Annotated in this window: 15 protein-coding genes and 1 riboswitch; of the genes, 11 read left to right on the forward strand and 4 right to left on the reverse strand. The window is 36.1% G+C overall.

Features of this window, described 5'->3' with window-relative positions; genetic code table 11:
• Nucleotides 1-75 precede the first annotated feature (75 nt).
• Nucleotides 76-786 (reverse strand): NAD-dependent protein deacylase, encoded by a 711-nt coding sequence (locus C1A05_RS10390; protein ID WP_102028153.1) that lies wholly within the window; start codon nt 784-786, stop codon nt 76-78.
• A 129-nt stretch (nt 787-915) separates the two neighbouring features.
• On the opposite strand from C1A05_RS10390, the gene C1A05_RS10395 reads away from it, so the two are divergent.
• The 8 genes from C1A05_RS10395 to C1A05_RS10435 all read left to right on the forward strand — a co-directional run bounded on the left by C1A05_RS10395 (nt 916) and on the right by C1A05_RS10435 (nt 10,496).
• A complete protein-coding gene (locus C1A05_RS10395) occupies nt 916-1,293 on the forward strand; it encodes a RidA family protein (RefSeq protein WP_102028184.1) in 378 nt (125 codons plus the stop codon).
• Between the two features lie 1,217 nt (nt 1,294-2,510).
• Entirely contained in the window at nt 2,511-3,281 is a 771-nt protein-coding gene (locus C1A05_RS10405; RefSeq protein ID WP_102028155.1) for a VOC family protein, read from the forward strand.
• A 122-nt stretch (nt 3,282-3,403) separates the two neighbouring features.
• The gene (locus C1A05_RS10410) at nt 3,404-4,456 is read left to right on the forward strand and encodes a C45 family autoproteolytic acyltransferase/hydolase (RefSeq protein ID WP_102028156.1); all 1,053 of its coding nucleotides are present in this window, start codon (nt 3,404-3,406) and stop codon (nt 4,454-4,456) included.
• Nucleotides 4,457-4,599: 143 nt separating this feature from the next.
• On the forward strand, nt 4,600-6,213 hold the full coding sequence (locus tag C1A05_RS10415) for a spore germination protein (protein ID WP_102028157.1): 1,614 nt from the start codon (nt 4,600-4,602) through the stop codon (nt 6,211-6,213).
• Nucleotides 6,210-7,319 carry a GerAB/ArcD/ProY family transporter gene (locus C1A05_RS10420; protein WP_102028158.1) on the forward strand — a complete coding sequence of 370 codons (1,110 nt, stop codon included), beginning with the start codon at nt 6,210-6,212 and terminating at the stop codon, nt 7,317-7,319. The genes C1A05_RS10415 and C1A05_RS10420 overlap by 4 nt, the downstream gene beginning before the upstream one ends.
• Before the next feature lie 5 nt (nt 7,320-7,324).
• Complete coding sequence (locus C1A05_RS10425) at nt 7,325-8,515, forward strand: Ger(x)C family spore germination protein (protein ID WP_234998474.1); 1,191 nt, start codon at nt 7,325-7,327, stop codon at nt 8,513-8,515.
• Between the two features lie 57 nt (nt 8,516-8,572).
• Nucleotides 8,573-9,532 (forward strand): mannose-6-phosphate isomerase, class I, encoded by a 960-nt coding sequence (manA, locus tag C1A05_RS10430; RefSeq protein ID WP_102028160.1) that lies wholly within the window; start codon nt 8,573-8,575, stop codon nt 9,530-9,532.
• A gap of 99 nt (nt 9,533-9,631) precedes the next feature.
• A riboswitch (purine riboswitch) is annotated at nt 9,632-9,733 on the forward strand.
• Nucleotides 9,734-9,923: 190 nt separating this feature from the next.
• Nucleotides 9,924-10,496 carry a xanthine phosphoribosyltransferase gene (locus C1A05_RS10435; protein ID WP_102028161.1) on the forward strand — a complete coding sequence of 191 codons (573 nt, stop codon included), beginning with the start codon at nt 9,924-9,926 and terminating at the stop codon, nt 10,494-10,496.
• 477 nt (nt 10,497-10,973) lie between these two features.
• Here C1A05_RS10435 and C1A05_RS10440 read toward each other — a convergent pair whose 3' ends face one another.
• The 3 genes from C1A05_RS10440 to C1A05_RS10450 form a co-directional block, all read right to left on the reverse strand.
• Nucleotides 10,974-12,146, reverse strand: coding sequence for a YcxB family protein (locus tag C1A05_RS10440; protein ID WP_159462055.1), 1,173 nt, complete (start codon nt 12,144-12,146; stop codon nt 10,974-10,976).
• A 79-nt stretch (nt 12,147-12,225) separates the two neighbouring features.
• The gene (locus C1A05_RS10445) at nt 12,226-13,290 is read right to left on the reverse strand and encodes a hypothetical protein (protein ID WP_145997311.1); all 1,065 of its coding nucleotides are present in this window, start codon (nt 13,288-13,290) and stop codon (nt 12,226-12,228) included.
• Entirely contained in the window at nt 13,283-13,825 is a 543-nt protein-coding gene (locus C1A05_RS10450) for a sigma-70 family RNA polymerase sigma factor (RefSeq protein WP_102028164.1), read from the reverse strand. The genes C1A05_RS10445 and C1A05_RS10450 overlap by 8 nt, the downstream gene beginning before the upstream one ends.
• Before the next feature lie 337 nt (nt 13,826-14,162).
• On the opposite strand from C1A05_RS10450, the gene C1A05_RS10455 reads away from it, so the two are divergent.
• From C1A05_RS10455 to C1A05_RS10465, 3 genes are all read left to right on the forward strand, one after another.
• Nucleotides 14,163-15,047, forward strand: coding sequence for a hypothetical protein (locus tag C1A05_RS10455; protein ID WP_102028165.1), 885 nt, complete (start codon nt 14,163-14,165; stop codon nt 15,045-15,047).
• 209 nt (nt 15,048-15,256) lie between these two features.
• Nucleotides 15,257-16,480 (forward strand): DUF819 family protein, encoded by a 1,224-nt coding sequence (locus tag C1A05_RS10460; RefSeq protein WP_102028166.1) that lies wholly within the window; start codon nt 15,257-15,259, stop codon nt 16,478-16,480.
• A gap of 179 nt (nt 16,481-16,659) precedes the next feature.
• The gene (locus C1A05_RS10465) at nt 16,660-18,249 is read left to right on the forward strand and encodes an acyl-CoA synthetase (RefSeq protein ID WP_200816487.1); all 1,590 of its coding nucleotides are present in this window, start codon (nt 16,660-16,662) and stop codon (nt 18,247-18,249) included.
• The last annotated feature ends 552 nt before the right edge of the window (nt 18,250-18,801 follow it).

An 18,801-nucleotide genomic window follows, 5' to 3' on the forward strand; every position in this document is an offset into this window, starting at 1 on the left:
TTCACCTTCTGTAACAATTAAAAAAGAATATTAGATCCAAAAGGAAAAGAAGAAAAAAATAGCTTGGATTAACCATCATCCAAGCTTCACATCGAGTTCCTGTAACAGTTCACCTATTTTTTTATTCTGAATAACGAGGTCGGCAAAACGATTAAAATCGGTTGGTTCTTGATTAACAATTACAAGCTTTGCACCATTTTCTTTTGCGATTAATGGAAAATTGTTTGCTGGAGTGACTGTTAACGAGGAACCTAGTACGATAAAAAGCTCTGCACGTTCGGATTCTGTTAACGCCATTTCAAAAGCATCCTCTGGCAGCGATTCACCAAATAAAACAATAGATGGACGTAATACGCCCCCGCAATCACAATAATATGCATTGTTCACATATTCCTCACTACTATACACTTTGCCGCAGGCTTGGCAATGGAGCTTTTGTAAGGTTCCATGAAGTTCTGCAACCCTCTTAGAACCAGCTTGTTGATGAAACCCGTCTACATTTTGCGTAATAATCGACTTCATTCTTCCTTGTCGTTCCCATTTCGCAAGTATTTCATGTCCCTTATGGGGTTTAAATTCCTTTACTCCGATAACGCGCTCTCGATAAAATTCAATAAATGCTTGAACATCATTGTTTAATGCATCTGTACTAGCGATTTGACTAGGGTCTTTTTGCTTCCATAATCCTTTGGAGGAACGAAAGTCAGGCAACCCACTTTCTGTAGACATACCAGCGCCTGTGAAAACAACCGTATAATTTGAAGCATTCAGCAAAGCATCGAGCATTTCAATCACCTCGGGATTTTTTTATTTCTTTCATTATATAAGGAAAAAGTAAATTGGAAAAATGGGATGGTTTTCTGTTTTATGGTAGAATGGGGAAAATTTCAAAAATTTAAATTGGAGGTAGAAGCTATGCTAAAAGCAATTCAAACCAATCAAGCACCTGCAGCAATCGGCCCTTATTCACAAGCCATTCAAGCAGGAGATTTTGTTTACGTATCAGGTCAAATACCAATTAATCCGTCAACAGGTGAGGTTGTAGAGGGAATTGAAAAACAAACGAAACAAGTGCTAGAAAATATTAAAGCTATTTTGGACGAGGTAGGAGCAGATTTTTCGAAAGCGGTAAAGTTTACGATTTATTTAAACTCCATGAACGACTTTGCAGTAGTTAATGAAATTTATGGTTCCTACTTAACAGAGCCTTATCCTGCCAGAGCAACAGTTGAGGTCAGCCGTCTACCTAAAGATGTACTTGTTGAAATGGATGTGGTTGTCTATACAAAGTAACATTAGATCCTTTTTAATTTATATTAGAAAATACGTACTCGATTCATACGGAGTGTTCCTTTTCATTAACTTTTTTGGTCACTAAGTAGTTGCTTAGTGACCTTTTTATGGCGGTTTTCGTACTCTTTTGCTATTGTTATGAGCTCTGCTTTAGCTCAATCTGGGGAATGCGGTAAGATAGCGCACCTCTATTAGCCTGATTTCATCTCATTCACCGGTTTCCGGATTCATAGCCAATCTCAATGTGACCAGATTTTGCTCATTCACCTGTTTCCGGATTCATAGCCCACTCCTATGTACCCAATTTTTCTTACTTCACCTGTTTCCGGATCATAGAAATCCTATATACCCAATTTTCACTCATACACTCGGTTCCAGAAAAAACTCACCCAAAAAAAATGCTAATCACTCCCCATTTTTCAGCTCCATCCTATAATGGTTCCATTTTCTTATCATAATTTCCAAATAATTTACAAAAGATAATTCTACTACGTTTGAAAGTAGGGGAATGTTTGTGCATATTCTTTTTCTAGTTTCGCTTTTTCTTCTTAATATGAAAAAGAAAACCTGGCGTAATCTGTTTGTTTATTGGCCGAGTATGTTTTACGTTTCTTTTTTTAATTTCTTTTATTATTTTCTCTGTAGTCCGTACCTGTTATGGGATTTTAAATCAAAAATGATCAGCACTAATGCGTTACGTTTTATACATATTGTATTAATCAATCCGATGTTGATTCTTTTGTTTTTATCCAATCTACCGAAAAAGGTAGGTTCACAAATTATTTATTTTATCAAATGGTTCGTTTTTGCTTTTGTATGTGAGATTAGCTGTAAGAAGTTTAATTTAATTTATTTCACTCGTGGATGGCATATGGGCTGGTCGATGATCCTATACATCGAAATGTTTTGGTTAAGTTTACTACATACTAAGCGTCCATCTTTAACATGGAGTTTGTCTGTTCTTATATCTTTTGGAATGTTGCTTGTTTTTAAAGTCCCAATTCAGAAAACGATACCACATAACTTTGTCCGAATACGTAGGTATATTCAAAGTCATAAAAAAATGATCTTAAACACTATCTCTTTCTTCATGGCGCTCTATTTCGTTAGTAGAATGCTTCAAAGACTCCGTATGCAACCAAAGTCATTTTTTTAGAAGGAAAATCCTTCGTCCTCCTTGAATTAGTTAAAAACATCATTCATATAGGGGGCATTATATGTACATGCAAACATCGAAAAAGCCAATCGTTAAGGGGGTAGGTGGAGCAGGAATTAAAGTGAAAAGCTTAAACGAAATGGTAAGATGGTACGGGAGACTTTTAAATATGCCGATATCCACGTTTAATCCGGATATTCCTTTTTATGTTTTTGATATGGATAATCGTGTAAATTTAACTTTAGATGACTATCGAAATATGAAAGGGTTAAAACATTTTCCGATTGCGCAATTTAAAACGGAACATATACAAGAGGCAAAAAAAGTTGTTCAAGCTAGCAAGGTTCCAATTGTATTAGACATTCAACGTCCACATCCAGGCCTAGCCTATTTCCATATCGAGGATTCTGAAGGGAATGTACTTCAGCTAGTAGAGTCCGACTGGATAAACCCAAAACCTTTAAAACAGAACTCCGAAGCCCATCCAATTCAAAATCATTTGCAGAATCTAGTTATTCCTGTTAAAGATATCGACCGTGCTTCCAAGTGGTATAGTAGCTTTCTTGGTGTATCCTTACTTCCTGAACGTTTAGATGGGGGTCCTATCAATTGGTTTGATTTGGAGGACGGAACAGGAATATTATTAGATGATAACCGCAATAATAGTGATTTTAAAGGGAACTTCCCGACGATAATGCTCCGCGCTCGAGATATTCAGGAAGCATTTGAGTTCGTTAAGCAAAATGAAATAGAGGTTATTAGAGAAATTACGCACCATCACTATTTTGTCATTCGCGATTTAGAAGATCATACGATCATAATCTGTCCATAACGTAACGTGTCATTCGAAATCGAATGGCACGTTCTTTTTATCCGTATAATAAGCTTAATTCGTTTCATTCCAACTGGATAACAGGTAAAATAGCCATAGTTCTTATAATGAAGGAGATATATATGAGAGAAGTGTATAGTGATGTATTCCAATTTCGCGGCTCCCATTATGACTTCGGATATTGGCAAGGAGAATTATTAAAAGATTCACCGATTTTGCCAAATCGAGCAAAGCAGTGGGAGTCCCGAAAAAAGCGTCACTTTAATATAAAAAAAGATGAGGCTATTCAGGCGATATTGAGGTTTGCACCTGGTATCCTAGATGAATTATATGGATTGGCAGATGCATTGAAAATGTCGATTGAAGAAGCATTAGTCGAGTTTGGTGGATATTATTTAGAATATGGAAAAAGTGGATGTTCCATATTTACAACCTCAGATTTCCTTGTTCGTAACTATGACAATCACCCGATTTCGTATGAAGGAAGATATGTCCTATACCAGCCAACAGATCAAGGATACGCAGCAATTGGCCCCACGATGCAAATTACCGGTAGAACGGACGGGATTAATGAAAAGGGTCTTGCAATGGGGTATAACTTTGTAAACCGGATCAATTCTGGAGATGGCTTTGTGTGTAATATGGTTGGTAGAATTCTTTTAGAGGTTTGCTCCAGTGTGGACGAAGCGGTTTCATTGTTACAAGAAATTCCTCATCGGACCACTTTTAGCTATTGTTTAATGGACCCAAATGGGCAGGCTGCTATTGTGGAAGCTTCCCCTAGAAATGTGATTGTACGGTATGGCAATGCATGTACGAATCATTTTGAAACATTGACGAACGAAAATCGATATCGGATGGATGAATCTGTACAAAGGCTAGAACGAATTCAATCTGGTGGAGAGCATGTCACAAAGGATTTCGAGGCATTTCAACTGATGAACTCAAAGGAAAAAGGGGTTTTTTCCAATAAATATGGTGCTTGGGCAGGAACTTTGCACACTGCACTTTATTTACCGAAAGAAAAAATTGCCTGGTTTGCCCTCGGAGGGAATCGAATGCCGGTTATCATTGATTTTGAAAAATGGCTACAAGGAGAGAAAGTGAATATACGAAAAATAAAAGGAAAATTAGAATCTACAACACCTTTTATTAATATGGAATTTGATTTATAAAAAATTACAAAAACTACCATTCGAAGGAGTAAATACTTGGGTATTTACTCCTTCTTTTTTCCTATTATGTATTGTTTTTTGCATGAAATAGACGACGAATAACAAAATAACAAATACGATTTTCATAAAGTTGAGGGAAAAGAATGGGAAAAAAAGCGTCGCGTAAAACGATAAAACTAGGTAATAAGAGTGTGAAGAATAACCATGAAAATGTAAACGAGAAAAAAACTACTGAACCGGGTCTACAAATGTTAATGGAACTGAAAAAACAATTTAAGGGTGATGATGACTTTGTGGTCTATGAGTTTTCTCTATTCGGTCAGTATTCTGCTACGATTGTCTATTTAACCAGTATGGTTGATAAAGAAATGATCAACAAAGACATCATGAAGGTATTAAGCCGGATACCAAATCCTAATAAAAATCCTAATGCTCCTAACCTTAAAAAATATATTCAAGACCATGTTCTTTATTTAACCGGGACGAAGGAAGAGCACGAATTGTCAAGCATTACAAATGGAGTACTACAAGGAAAAACGGCATTGCTTGTTCACAGTTTTGAATCTGTATTTTTATTCGATACATATAAAGAGAATCAAAGAAGTATTACAGAACCAGAATCAGAACAGGTGATTCGAGGGCCAAGAGAAGGGTTTATAGAGTCGATTACTGCTAATATTTCTTTGTTGCGGAAACGGCTTCCGACCGCCGATTTTCGGATCAACTATCATAGTGTTGGTGAGTTAACGAAATCAAAGGTTGCAATTGTGTATTTAGACGGAATCGTGAATGGGAGGCTAGTAAAGGAAGTCAAAAGACGATTAGATCAGATTAAAATAGATCGGATTTTGGATTCTGGCTATATTGAACAATTTATTGAAGATAATCCTCGCTCCCCATTTCCGCAGGTTCGTAACACGGAGCGACCTGATGTTGCAGTTGGGAATTTGGCTGAAGGGCGGGTCGTTATCTTGGTAGATGGATCACCGAATGTTTTAATCGTTCCAGCAACATTTAATACGTTTTACCAAACCTCTGAAGATTATAATATGCGTTTTATTATGGCTACCTTAGTACGTTGGATTCGGCTAGCTGCGTTATTATTTTCGTTGCTCATGCCATCTTTGTATGTGGCATTAATTTCCTTCCACCCGGAGTTAATTCCCACTTCCTTTGCTGTTGCAGTTATGAGTGGAAGGGCAGGGATTCCTTTTCCAGCGGTTGTGGAAGTGTTTTTAATGGAAGGTGCAATGGAAGTGTTACGTGAAGCAACGATTCGCATGCCAAAACAAATAGGTAGTGCTTTATCTATTGTTGGTGTTTTGGTCGTTGGAGATGCTGCTGTTTCTGCTGGATTTGTAAGTCCTATTACTGTAGTTGTAATCGCACTAACGTCGATAGGATCGTTTGCAACGCCTTCCTATAACATGGCAATCGGATTTCGTATGGTACGTTTTCCACTCCTGCTCATTACAGGAATCCTTGGTTTTTACGGCTTTATTCTAGGAGTTTTATTAATAAATAATCATTTAATATCGTTAAAATCCTTTGGCGTCCCATATATGGCACCTGTTACTCCAATGAATTTTGGTGGGATTAAGGATACTTTATTCAGAGCGCCTCTTCATGCGATGAAAGACCGGCCAGAATACCTCTTACCTATTCGGAAAAAAAGAATTCAAGGAAATCAATTAAATAAAGGAAACCCATTGCAACCTACACAGTCGAAAGAAAATAAGAGGAATGATAAGAAATGAGGTTCCAAAAACAAATAACCGCAGCACAGGTTATGATGATTATCGCCAATACGACGATAGGTGTTAGTGTGCTAGCTTTACCTCGAATTGCGACAGAGAAAGTTAACACAGGGGGGTTCTTTATAACATTTATCGGTCTTGTTATTGCTTTTATTGGATGTATCATCATTGCTGCATTAGGTGTACGTTTTCCAAAGAAGACCTTTATCGAATATAGTTCAGCACTAATTAGTAAACCAATCAGTATGGCAATAGGGATGCTATTAATCGTCTACTTCATTTTGTTAGAGGGGTTTATCTTAAGGGAGTTTGGTGAGGTTATGAATCATTCCCTTTTAGACAAAACGCCTATTTTTGTTACCATTACGTCGATGATAATTGTGATAGCCATTACGAGTCGTAATAGTATTACGACGTTTGCTCATATACAGTACTATTATTTCCCGTTTATTGTTATTCCAATTTTTCTTATGGTTCTCATATCCTTTTCGAAAATGGAAATCGTCCATCTTAAACCTTTTTTAGGTAATAATGCAAATGTATCTAACTATTTACGTGGAGTACACTCGGTTATCGGTTTACCATTTATCCAAATCGGCACCTTTATTTTAACGATCATTATCCCTTATACAAAATCGAAAAAGCATACGGTAATTGGGAGTATACTTGGGATTTTGGTTTCTGGAATAACTATACTGTTTGCGGTTGGCGTAACAATGGCAGTCTTTGGAGCAGAGGAAATAAAAAAGTCTTTATGGCCCATGTTTGTGCTGGCGCGAATGATCCAGTTTCCCGCAGAAATGTTGGAACGAGTGGATATCGTTTTTATCGTCGTTTGGATTTTTTCCGCATTCACTACATTATTATCAGGCTATGTATTAATTGCCTATATAAGTGGAAAAGTTTTTGGGTTTAACGACCATCTTCCATTCACCATTATTCTGCTGCCGATTGTTATACTAGTTGCTCTATATCCAGATAACATTCAACAGTTGTATGATTATATGGAATGGGTAGGTAAAGGTGGTATTCTATTAACCTTTCTTTATCCCCTAATCCTACTCGTCCTATCACTAGCGCGTAAGAAAAGGGGAGATCATCATTGAAATACATGATTTCGCTACTCTTCGGTCTGGGCTTATTTGTATTAACCGGATGCTGGGATCGAGATGAGATAGAAGATCGTTCTACAATATTGGGTTTAGCTATTGATATTGCGGAGGAGCAAGAGGGGAGCTCACCCAATCATCCAAGTGGGATAGATGTTCCTCTTTCCAACTTAGGAATGTTGAAGGTGACAGCTCAATTAGCCATTCCAGGAAAGGTTCCCTTAAAAGGTGGAGATTCAAGTGGTGGCGAACCGGCTGATTCTGTATGGGTAGTAGAGGCTGTAGGACACACAATAGGTGATGCAATGCAAAACCTTCAACAGCATCTTGCACATAAAATTTTCCTTGGTCATTTAAAAATCGTTATCTTGTCAGAGGAGGTTGCCCGAAAAGGAATCGGCCCAATAAATGAGTATTTAAGACGTGTACCGGATGTAAGAAGAACTGCCTGGATTGCTGTAAACGGAGATGATGCAGCGAGTACGATGGAAGCATCTCCAAAAATGGAACGAGTACCAACGTTGTATTTAACAAAGGTTTTTGAGGAGTCTGTGAAGGTAGGGAAATTTCCAGAGCATAATCTCGGTTTATTTTGGGTTGCAACATCGGATAAGGGAAGAGATGGATACTTGCCATATATTCGTGTGGAGGAAGGGGAGCATATTAAAATTGAAGGTATGGCCTATTTCAGTGGGGATAAGATGGTTGGCAAAACAGAACCACACCAAATCGCTTATTTTAATGGCCTAACCGAACAAAATCCAGGAGGGTCTACGGCTTATTTCCCCTTTAAGGAGAATCAAGGAATTCTTTTTCAATCCATTAAAAGAAAAGCAAACAACGAGTTAAAGATGAAAAATGGTGAACCAAAAGTTGATGTTACTGTAAGAGTAGAAGGTGAGATTAGGGAAAAATCAACTAATGCACTAAAACTAGATAATCCAGGAACGATCGAATCGATTGAAAAAACATTTAACCAAATACTCGAGAAGGAATTTGCAACCTTAATTACCGAAACGCAAGAAAAGGGTTCTGATATATTTGGTATTGGGGAATATGTGAGAGGGAAGTTTCCGGACTATTGGGATAAGGAAGTCCAAACGGGAGAGCAGTGGAAGGAAATTTATAAAAACTTAGAAATAACAGTGACCGGAAAATCCAAAATATTAAGGACGGGACTAAAGGCACAATGAAATGTTAAAATATGCTTAGCTAGTTATTGGATTTCAAATAAAGTTGGAGGCAATACAATGTATCAGGAACCTATTTTCTTAGAACCGGTGTTTCAAGAGCGTATTTGGGGTGGACAAAAGTTACATACGGAGTTTCAATATCATCTTCCTTATCAAAAGACGGGAGAAGCTTGGGTTATTTCTGCACATCCGAATGGACCGAGTAAAATTATAAATGGCCCTTTAAAAGGGAAAACATTGCTTGATGCGTGGGAGAATCATGGTGAACTTTTTCATAAGAAAGATCATTCTAATGAGGCCTACCCTTTGCTTGTTAAAATTTTGGATGCGAATGATGATTTATCTGTTCAAGTTCATCCTGACGATACCTTTGCGAAGGAAGTGGAGGGAGAGCCATATGGAAAAACGGAATGTTGGTATGTGTTAAGTGCAGAACCAGGAGCGGAGCTTATTTTAGGACATCATGCAAAATCACGCGAAGAGCTTAAAGCTTGGATGGATGAAGGGGATTGGGAAAGACTTTTACAAAGGATAAAAGTAAAAGATGGTGATTTTGTCTACGTTCCAAGCGGTACACTTCACGCCATTGGCAAAGGAATTCTCATACTAGAAACCCAACAAAGCTCCGATATTACGTATCGAGTATATGATTACGACCGTATAGATGATCAAGGAAATAAACGCGAATTACATTTAGATCGTGCGAAACAGGTAACTACTGTCCCACATCAACCAGCTGAGGTAGAGCAAGTAGTGGAAAAGATAGATGGATTAACCAAAAAACGACTTGTGGAAGAAAACTATTTTACTGTTGAGCATTGGACCATAGAAGGATATGCAGCCTTACAGATGGATAAGGACTTTTTGCAGGTAAGTGTCATTGATGGGTCTGGAGAAATTGGCATAGATGGGACAACTTATGAACTGAAAAAGGGAACACATTTTGTGCTACCATACGGATTGAAGAATTATCACCTTTCGGGTAATGCGAAGTTTATTGTATCATGGGCGAATTAAAAACCTTGAAAGTGCTGAGCGCTAGAACCTTACAAATGATAAATGGAAAATTGGTATATCGCATAGGTTGTTTTTTACCATGGCCATGCTATACTAAAAACTAATTAAATATTGTATTTTCATATAATCGCAGGAATAAGGCCTGCAAGTTTCTACCGATTTGCCGTAAACGAATCGACTATGAAAAGCAGCGGAATGTACAGGTTTAGCTAGGTTTACAGTCAAGTCAAAATTTGTGCAAATCATTTGAGTTTTTCATTACGAAGCTCGAAAACTCTGCTTCTCTTATCGTAACGGTAGAAGCATTGTTTTCGAGCTTTTTTGTAGATAAGCGTATGACGACAAAATCTGACATTATTCGGGTGGTGCCAGGCACCAGAGGAGGCTAACCATGGAAGCACTTAAGCAAAAGATTCAAAATGAGGGTAAGGTTCTTTCTGAAACGGTTCTAAAGGTAGATGCATTTATAAATCATCAAATAGATCCTACGCTAATGCAACAAATAGGAGAAGCGTTTGCTTCCCGTTTTAAAGAAGCAGGTGTAACAAAGGTATTAACTCTAGAATCATCCGGTATCGCACCATCTGTATTTACTAGTTTACAGTTGGGTGTACCTACTGTATTCGCTCGAAAAAGAAAATCTCTAACTCTAATAGACCAATTGTACACCGCAAACGTGTATTCCTTTACAAAGCAAGAAACGAACGAAATATCCATCTCAAAAGATTATCTACAAGAAGACGATGTCGTATTAGTGATCGATGACTTCCTAGCAAATGGACAAGCAGTACTAGGCTTAAAAGAAATTGTTGAACAAGCAGGAGCATCATTAGCAGGAGTAGGAATTATCATTGAAAAAGGATTCCAAGACGGAGGAAAAATTCTTCGAGAACAAGGCATCCGTGTAGAATCATTGGCAATCCTATCCTCCTTGCAAAATGGAACCGTTACATTTAGTGAGTAGGAGGGGAGGAGGGTTTTGGGTGCCTGTCACTCCCCGAATTATGTCGAATGAGGCAATGTACTAGTAGTATTCGTCTAACCATATTTAGGAAAACTATTTACGATAAATTAAAACCCTATATTTGTATGATATGATTGGTATAGAAACGTAAAAATAGTGGGGAGGAACATGTGGAAGAGCTGGACTTCATTCTGCGCAATTAACAGCATTATTAAAGGCAAAACAAGTATGTAGTGATACGTTCCGGGAAATCCGTAAAACAGAAAGCGCGGTTTAATCCTACGGTAAAAAGGTTGTAGTATGGATTTATTTGAAAAAACTTTTATATTAAGGTATTCGTCTATTCTTGAAATCACTTTGAGATAAATTAAATCCAATTCCGGCATATTAGACATGTACAGTACAAAAAGCACACAATGATGAGTGCTTTTTGTTGTCTATAAGACCTGTTCTCAGGTGGTCTTAAGACTTATTCCGTTATTCGTAATTATCTATCACTGAGTTTGCTATTTTAACTAAATCTTCTTTTGAAAACGTATTTTTTTCCTTTTTAGCCGTTCCATATTCACGTTTTATTAAACTAACCGAGTAAACAAAGCTACTTCTTTTGTTAGGATCCTTCCAAAAAATACTCTTTTCTTCATAACGATCATGATAATATCCTGTTATATTTTGGTTTAAATTTACGAATTCCCTTCCCCTGGTTGTGATATTATCATGTTCATAAATTAAAATAGCCAATGCCTCTTGATGTCCTTGATAAAAGATATACGCACTGTCAGTATCTCCATTTATTACATGATTATAAACCTCTACTTCTTTTATATTAAATGGTATCTCGCTATGTGAAGGAACAACCATTTTCTCTTGATACATGACAGGCAATTCGCTAAATGCCTTTTTCTGTGAAGGATATTTATCTAATAAGTTCTGGACGGATAAAGACACATTGCTTAGATTAATATCGGCTGTTTCATTACTTTCTTCTAATGACTGATCGAATTCATAGTTAAAATGTTTCGAAGACTTATCATACCAAATATTGAAAGGAAGAATGATATAGATAAATATCATAACAACTTGAAAAACGGTAAGAAACTTTCTGAAATCAGATTTTGAATGTATCTGCTTATAAGGTTGTATTTTTTGTTGGAAAATTTGCTTTAAATGATTGTTCGTTTCTGAATCAAGTACTCTTTTTGGAATGATAACGATTTCGCTCTTAGTTAGATATAGATAATAATAGGTTTCGCTTTCTACTACTTGAAGAAATCCCTTCCATTCATATAGAATCTCCTTTTCCGGTTGCTTTGATAAAATCCCATTGTCTACTATGGAATAGTCAAGTTTCTCATATAATTGTGTTTTTTTATTTATTTTTTTTTTACTTATCCAATGATAAAATAACGGGAAGACTAACGGAGCTAAGATAGCAGACCAAAAGAACGTATGGTAAATAACATAACTAATTTGTACGATAAGGTGATCGGATACCCTAAATGAATACAAGGAAAATATCGTTAGCATAATAATCGGTGTTCTAATATAGAATAGTTTTATCTTTTCCCTTCTTACTTCTTCCGAAAAATAATAAAAATATTTAATTAAAGTAGAAGTATCTCTATTTTCTAACTTGTATTGAATTCTCATAATCATTTCCTTTCTTCAATCTACCACTCTTTCGTTTGTTGTTTTTTACCAAAATTTGTTTGTTAATCCTAAATTAATTTTATCTTGGACCACTCAAAACAATGTCAACCTGTTCCTCATTCGTCCGATATTTTGGCTCTGCTAATACCTCTACCGGCCTTGGCTCAAGTAACATATACGAGAAGATAAAGAATTGAAAATTAACACCTAAATATTCTACAAACGATTCCATTGTTAACTCTTGATTGAGTACTTTTTTATACCTACTTTCAAAGTCTCTTAATTCATTGTACAAATATGTTTGATTGTCTTGGTCGTTTTCCAACAGAGTTTTAATTCCATTTAATTTCTTCTCTATATCATTTTGAATACGTAGTTTTACATCCTCTGGAACCTCACTCCAAGTAACACTTGCTTTGAATACTCCCTGATTATCTGGAGTTGCAAGTTCGCCATTGCCAGTTACAAATTCTCTACCAATTTCACTTAATACATCCGTCAACTGTTCCTTTCTATCATGGTCTAATGTATGAAATTCACCCTTGATTTTTACCCATACTTCTCCAACGATGTAAACAATCTCTCCATGGTCATTGAAATCTGCTTGAAAACCATTTTGAGGCATTTCATAAGATAAACCTTCTAGTTTGTACACAGAAAGATTTTTCGCTTTCTTAATTCCTAATGCCACTTTTTCTCTAAATTTAGCGTTTTGGTTATATTGGAATAAAAGAGACTCATTAAAATGATGCTGTGTTTCCTTCGGGATTAATAGAAATGCTTCAAGAGCTACAGGATTAGTTAAAATTTGTTCTGCTAATCGTATCGTTTCGTCTTTGGGTTCTTCATTAGGGACAGTTACTTTTCTGTCTTCTACAATTTCCTTACCGGAGTAGTCTTGATCAAGATTAGGATTTTGGGAATCCTTTGTATTTGCTAGAAAAAGGAATCCTCCAATCCCAATAACCACCCCTACACTTAAAGTGAGAATCGAGTGAAAAACAAGTCGGTACCTGTTTTTAGAGGATATTTTTTCTTCGCTAAAATAGATTTTAGAAAACATTTGTTCCTTCATATTCTCATCAAACGGATTTTGAGCAAATATTTCATCATTTAATGCTTTTTTAATTCGCTCTTTATTCAAACCAATCACTCGCTTCCGTTTTTAATTTGAGTTTTAACTTTTCGCGACCTCTAAGTAATTTGCTTTTTACGGTAGATTCTTTTTGTTGTAACAATTCCCCAATTTCCTTTATAGATAAGTCTTCATAATAAAAAAGAATGATTACTTCTCGATATTTAACAGGAAGATTAAGTATATGCAGAGAAATCATTTTATTCTTAGATGTACTCAGTAGTATTTTTTCAGGGGTATGATGATGGTCTTTCCAAAAATATCCCCGTATGCCAGCTAAGATGTCGTTCTTTACATAACTCTTCCTCAGAAAATCTTTACACTTATTAGATGTTATCATGTAAAGCCATGATTTTAGTGAATGTACTTGTTTTAATTCGCTATATCGATATACACTGATAAATACTTCTTGGATAATATCTTCAGCTAAACTCCAGTCCTTCACATATGTATATGCAAAGTTCATCAAGCTCCTACCATACTGATTCATTATGTTTTTCATGTAAAAGTCTCTATTTGCTTCAAATGGCTGTAAATTATTCATTAAATGGAAGCACCTTCTTTTCCTTTTCGATTTGCTTCTAATAATAAGACGTAATATTCCTTAATTTGGATGCAATTGTATTACATTTTACTATAAAAACATGGATTATTCTTCTTTTTTTGGTAATTTATACCTATTTTTGTGTAGCCACTTAAATATACTTTTGATAATCAGGCAGATTTGTTCCTTGTTCTGCTTTTCACCCTAAATCCATAGCTAAATACCCAATACTTTTCTATTCCTTAACACGCTTCCAGTTTCCTTAAAAAGGGGAATTCCCCTATTATCTAGAATAGACTTATAAAGACAAACAATGAAAAGAAAGGGGGAAATGAAGGTGGAAAAGCGGGAAATGGTCCTGGTCGGTGCAGGAGCTGCATTTATTGCGATTATTATTTTGTTATGGATCAATATTAGTAAGCTAAACGACATAGAAGAGCGATTAACCCTGTACGATAATGTACAATACGAAATGGAAAACATCCGAAATAATTTACATAATATATCAGCAGATGTACAAGCAAAAATGGATGACTTTGTTGAACAACAAATTTGGGTACAGGATAAAGCGTATGAGCTGTCAGACGTGGATAGTAAGGAAATGACAGTAGATGTGCATTTACGATGGAATTTACGCGATTTAGAAGAAGGGGAGAAACTATCTTTTTTGTATCGAGGTGAAGGCGATGAGGAATGGGAGCAAATAGATATCCCTGAAAATGATGCTCTAGGCTACACGTTGGATTATGAGTTTCCAATGAATCAAAATTTTGAAACGAAAATTGTTGCGAAGTCAGAAGTTGGAATTAGAAGTGAAGCATTTTTGACATTGCCGTTTAAAGATCAGTTTCATGACCGAATTATAATTGACGCGTTTTTTCTTCCAGCAACGGAATCGGACTATAATTTAGATATCAATATTTTTAATGAAAAAAATCTCCAATATATGCAAGAGTTTTATAATGACAATCGGTTAAAAATGACAAGTGCCAAAGCAACAATATTAATAGATGGTGAGTCCATTCAAGAAATAGACTTAATGAAAGAAGCGGATGATTTTCATTCGGATCAATATGTGGAGGGTATTACCTATACGGATTTAATAAGTTTGGAGCAAAAGAAATGGGATACTCTACAGGTACATATCCAAGTAGAGGATGGCCTAGGAATAAAATATGAACGAATCATTGAGTCACAAGAAGACATCGTAAAACCTGAATAAATAGAATTTGAAGATAGTCGGTTTGAATAGGCTATCTTCTTAATAATGGATTCAATGGTCTTTTCTTAGTGTTAAGACCGAATGTATATTTCCATAATTCCGTTGAACAGACTCATCAATATTTCGTAGGAGCTTAATCAAATTGAAAATAGTTTTCCTCTTAAACTTTTGTTATATTAGTAGGTACAAAAAGGTAAGGAGAGAAGAAGATGATTCATGCAATCATTCAACCAGATGAAACCTGGATTTTATGGGCTTTTTTAGCTGGTTGGGCAGCAGTAAGTATTTACTTAGAACAAAAATATAAATGGGCATCTAAAATATCCGGTGCAATTATCGCGCTCGTTGGTGCAATGATTTTAGCTAATTTAAACATTATTCCTACAGCATCCCCAGTTTATGATGCGGTTTGGACTTATGTGATACCTCTTGCAATCCCACTATTATTATTTCAATCCAACATTTTAAAAATATGGAATGAAAGTGGCAGGCTTTTATTTATCTTTTTAATAGGTGCGGTTGGAACGGTTGCAGGTGCAGTTGCTGGTTTTTTCATATTAAAAGATGTAATACCTGGTCTAGATGAAATAGCTGGCATGATGACAGGCTCCTATATTGGTGGAAGTGTAAACCTAGCTGCATTATCTGCACGTTTTGAAACACCAGTTGATATTGTGTCTGCAACGGTTGTAGCAGATAATTTTATGATGGCGTTGTATTTCTTGATCTTAATTATGATCCCAACCATCTCGTTTTTTCGAAAGCGATTCAAATCCCCACATATCGACCAAGTAGAAAAAATAGGCTCTGCAGGCGGAGAGAATCTAGCTAAAAACTACTGGAAAGGTAAGGAAATTTCTTTACAGGATATTGGACTAGCAGTTGGTTCTGCTTTCGTTCTTGTTGCTGTATCGTTTAAGCTAGCAGAACTCTTTGATAAGTGGATTCCATCCGGAGAAGATGCGGAGTTCTATCAGATATTACTTAACGGCATTTTGGGTGACAACTATTTAATGCTCACTACGATAACGATGCTCGCTGTAACGATCTTTTCTCGTTATTTTGAAAAGATAAAAGGAGCTCAAGAAATAGGAACTTATTTAATTTATATTTTCTTTGTCGTTATTGGTGTTCCGGCATCATTACCAATATTAATTCAAAATGCTCCATTACTATTTGTATTAGTCTTTATTATGGTAGTCATTAATATGATGGTATCCTTCGTGTTTGGGAAACTGTTTAAATTTAATTTAGAAGAAATCATTCTCGCAAGCAATGCCAATATTGGTGGTCCAACAACAGCTGCAGCAATGGCCATTTCGAAAGGGTGGACAAAGCTCGTAGGCCCTATCCTAATAGTTGGCACACTAGGATATATAATCGGAAACTACGCAGGCGCAGCACTAGCATATTGGTTTGGGAATGGGTTTTAGGTGCCTGTCACTCCCCGGTTTTTGTTGGATTTTGTCGAATTAAATCTGATAAATACAATTAAAATTTCATTCGACAATGGAAGACAAGTTCTCTTATTGCTTAACCACCTCATGTGAAATAAACTAAAATTAGGAACTTTCTGTAATTTTAATAATTATTTTGAGGAGGAGCGATTTGGATGGAGTCAAAGGTGCAGGATAATCTTGAAACAATGCTTCAACGCGCAAGAAGAAATACACTTGGAGATCTTTTAGCTCGAACTAGAGAGCGGTTTCCAAACAAATTTGCAATCGCTTACAAAGATGAACGCCTTACATATGCTGAATTAGACGATGTGGTCAATCAAACGGCACATGCCTTTTTGGAAGCTGGTATGAAAAAGGGCGACATGCTAACCGTAATGTCTAAAAATAGCTTAGATTTTGTCATTGTCAATTTTGCCTTAGCCCGTGTTGGAGCAATAATGATACCAATCAATTATATGTTAACCTCAGGGGATGTGGAATATATATTGAAGCATGCTAAAGTTAATGGCTTTATTGCTTCCGAGGAGTATGCTCCAGTATTAAATAGTGCCTCTAAAGATTTGTCTATAGCTTTTCGATACATAATGGATCAAGATACAACTAATCTTGAAGGCTGGAAAACATTAACTGAAATAAGAAGAAATAAGTCTGTAGATTTAGTCGACACAGACATTAAAGATGATGATTTGGCTCATGTTTTATATACGAGCGGTACGGAATCACGACCCAAAGGTGTAATGCTTACCCATAAAAGTATTATTAGTGAGTACGTAAGTTGTATTGTAGATGGTCAAATGGCGGGGAATGATGTTTGTATTCATGCTCTACCTCTGTACCATAGTGCCCAATTACATTGTTTCTTAGGCCCTAGTGTATACCTAGGTTCTAGTGGAATTATTTTGGACGGTGCTAATCCAGAAGTAATTTTAAAAACGATAGAAGAAGAAAGCATTACACAGCTTTTCTGTCCTCCCACAGTATGGATTGCCTTACTACGTCACCCTGATTTTGATAAGCGTGATTTAACATCGCTCGAAAAATGTTATTATGGAGCAGCAATAATGCCTCGTGAAGTTTTAAAAGAGCTGTCGGTACGCTTGCCAAATGCACGCTTCTGGAATTTTTATGGACAAACTGAAGTAGCTCCTCTAGCTACAGCCTTACAGCCAGAAGATCAGCTAACGAAACTAGGTTCAGCTGGTAAGCCTTCCTTAAATATGCAGACAAAAATTGTGGATAATGAGGATAAAGAAGTTCCACGTGGTGAAATAGGAGAAATTGTACATCGCACACCACACGCTATGAAAGGATATTTGCATGACCCGGAAAAAACAGCAGAAGCTTTTCGGAATGGCTGGTTTCATAGTGGGGATTTAGGTGTAATGGATGAAGACGGTTATATTACCATTGTAGATCGCAAAAAAGATATGATAAATACTGGTGGGGTAAATGTATCAAGCCGTGAAGTGGAAGAAACCATTTACCAAATGGAAGGCGTCTCAGAGGTTGCGGTTATAAGTATCCCAGATGCTTATTGGATTGAAGCAGTGACGGCCATAATAGTTCCAAAGGATGGAATAGCCCTAACAAAAGAACAAGTAGTAAAGTTCTGTGAGGAAAGACTATCCAAGTTTAAGATTCCTAAATATGTAGACTTTGCAAAAGAGCTGCCTAAAAATCCAAGTGGAAAAGTATTAAAACGAGATTTACGCGAGCATTATAAAAATCTAAGTGAAGTTTAAAAGTTAAAATTATAAATAGAAGAAAAGGGGCAATACGATTCCTCTTTTCTTCTATAAAATAGAGAATTATTATAGGTGTTTTGGGTAAAGTAAATAAATGTATTAGTATTCGAAAAGGGAATTTATAAATTGTAACCATTTATGAAAATAAGCATATATATAGTATGTTCTTAAAATCCTATCTTGGATAAAATTGCATACTATATAGATATTGCTATTAATGAACAACCATGATATATTATTAATCCACCGCGAAAAACGGTGATGAAAATCAAACAAGTAAAAATTACCTGTAGATTTTCAGAAGTTGAGTATGATATATTATTAATTGTCGTTCCAATGAGCGATTAAAAAAAGTATAAAAAACTATTGACGTGAAGTTAATAGTTTGATATGATGATAAAGTCGCTTTTGAGAAGGCGATAAACATTTGAACCTTGAAAACTGAACAAAACAACCAGTACGTCAATTCGGTAATTTACATTACCATTTACTATTTATGAGCTTTAATCAAACAATCTATTGGAGAGTTTGATCCTGGCTCAGGACGAA

Origin of the sequence: Salirhabdus sp. Marseille-P4669 (genome assembly GCF_900240405.1) — a bacterium.
Lineage (GTDB): Bacteria > Bacillota > Bacilli > Bacillales > Alkalibacillaceae > OEQK01.

Excerpts from the sequence above, each read along its gene's own strand:
- C1A05_RS10405 (WP_102028155.1), top strand. The coding sequence starts at position 2,511 with ATGTACATGCAAACATCGAAAAAGCCAATCGTTAAGGGGGTAGGTGGA.
- C1A05_RS10425 (WP_234998474.1), top strand. The coding sequence starts at position 7,325 with ATGATTTCGCTACTCTTCGGTCTGGGCTTATTTGTATTAACCGGATGC.
- manA (WP_102028160.1), top strand. The coding sequence starts at position 8,573 with ATGTATCAGGAACCTATTTTCTTAGAACCGGTGTTTCAAGAGCGTATT.
- C1A05_RS10465 (WP_200816487.1), top strand. The coding sequence starts at position 16,660 with ATGGAGTCAAAGGTGCAGGATAATCTTGAAACAATGCTTCAACGCGCA.
- C1A05_RS10395 (WP_102028184.1), top strand. The coding sequence starts at position 916 with ATGCTAAAAGCAATTCAAACCAATCAAGCACCTGCAGCAATCGGCCCT.
- C1A05_RS10435 (WP_102028161.1), top strand. The coding sequence starts at position 9,924 with ATGGAAGCACTTAAGCAAAAGATTCAAAATGAGGGTAAGGTTCTTTCT.
- C1A05_RS10450 (WP_102028164.1), bottom strand. The coding sequence starts at position 13,825 with ATGAATAATTTACAGCCATTTGAAGCAAATAGAGACTTTTACATGAAA.
- C1A05_RS10440 (WP_159462055.1), bottom strand. The coding sequence starts at position 12,146 with ATGAGAATTCAATACAAGTTAGAAAATAGAGATACTTCTACTTTAATT.
- C1A05_RS10460 (WP_102028166.1), top strand. The coding sequence starts at position 15,257 with ATGATTCATGCAATCATTCAACCAGATGAAACCTGGATTTTATGGGCT.
- C1A05_RS10410 (WP_102028156.1), top strand. The coding sequence starts at position 3,404 with ATGAGAGAAGTGTATAGTGATGTATTCCAATTTCGCGGCTCCCATTAT.
- C1A05_RS10415 (WP_102028157.1), top strand. The coding sequence starts at position 4,600 with ATGGGAAAAAAAGCGTCGCGTAAAACGATAAAACTAGGTAATAAGAGT.
- C1A05_RS10390 (WP_102028153.1), bottom strand. The coding sequence starts at position 786 with ATGCTCGATGCTTTGCTGAATGCTTCAAATTATACGGTTGTTTTCACA.
- C1A05_RS10420 (WP_102028158.1), top strand. The coding sequence starts at position 6,210 with ATGAGGTTCCAAAAACAAATAACCGCAGCACAGGTTATGATGATTATC.